Below are 1,369 nucleotides of genomic sequence, written 5' to 3' on the forward strand. Positions count from 1 at the left end.
CTGACCGGTGAGCAGCAGCTCACCCTGTGGCCCAAGCAGTGGCAGGCCGAGCACTACGTGACCCTCAACGGGCCGCGCGTGGTCGACCAGACCGCCGCCGAAGGCGGCAAGCGCCTCGGCGACATCCAGAACGGCGAATGGGTTCGGCACCACGCGGTCAGCCTGAAGAACATCACCAGCGTCAAGGCGCGGGTCTCCTCGGCGAACGCCGGCGGCGTGCTGTCCTTCCGATACGACTCGCCGACAGGCCCCGAGGTCGGCCGTATCAACGTGCCCAGCACCGGCGGCTGGGACAACTACACCGAGCTCACCGCCCCGGTGACCAAGCCGGACGACAACACCCACGACCTGTACCTGGTCTTCACCGGGGCGGCGACCGGCGCGCTGTTCGACCTGGACAGCTACACCTTCATCGGCACCGGCGTCGCCGGCACCACACCGCCTAACGGAGGACAGGACCTGGCGCAGGGCCGCCCGGTCACCGTCTCCAGCACCGAGGCCGGGGCTAACGTCGCCGCGAACGCGGTCGACGGCAACCCAGCCACCCGCTGGAGCAGCACCTACAGCGACCCGCAATGGATCACCGTCGACCTCGGCCAGCCATACGCGCTCAACCGCGTCCGCATCAACTGGGAGAACGCGTTCGGGCGGGCCTACCAGGTGCAGGTCTCCAACGACAACAGCTCGTGGACGTCGGTGTTCTCGACAACGACCGGTGACGGCGGCGTCGACGACCTCACCGTCACCGGCACCGGCCGCTACGTCCGCGTCTACGGCACCCAGCGAGCCCTGACCCAGTACGGCTACTCGATCTTCGACCTGAACGTCTACGGGTCCCCGGTCAGCAACCCGACCCCGACACTGCTGTCACGCAACCGCCCGGTGACGGTGTCCAGCACCGAGGCCGGCGCCAACGTCGCCGGCAACGCGGTCGACGGCAGCACCACCACCCGGTGGAGCAGCCTCTACGCCGACCCGCAGTGGATCACCGTCGACCTCGGCTCCACAAAGTCGATCAGCAGAGTCCAACTGAACTGGGAAGCCGCCTACGCACGGGCGTACCAGGTGCAGGTCTCCAACGACAACAGCACCTGGACCACGATCTCGTCCACCACGACCGGCGACGGCGGCGTGGACGACCTCACCGTCACCGGCACCGGCCGCTACGTCCGCGTCTACGGCACCCAACGCGGCCTCACCCAGTACGGCTACTCGATCTGGGAACTCGACGTCTACGGCAACTGACCGCTCGGGCAGGCGGCACCAGCCGCCTGCCCGCCATCCACGACCGACATCCACGACCGACATCCACGACCGAAGGAATCGGACCAAGGAGCACGAATGCGAAGAAAACTGCTCGCCGTGGTCA

The 1,369-nt window shown here is 67.9% G+C and carries 1 protein-coding gene; it reads left to right on the plus strand.

The genetic code is table 11. From position 1 onward, the window contains the following. Positions 1 to 1,245 (plus strand): discoidin domain-containing protein (locus tag ABZS66_RS61730; protein WP_354774304.1); only part of this gene is annotated, 1,245 nt, incomplete at its 5' end. Between the last annotated feature and the right edge of the window lie 124 nt (positions 1,246 to 1,369).

It is taken from the genome of Dactylosporangium sp. NPDC005572 (assembly GCF_040605515.1).
Lineage (GTDB): Bacteria > Actinomycetota > Actinomycetes > Mycobacteriales > Micromonosporaceae > Dactylosporangium.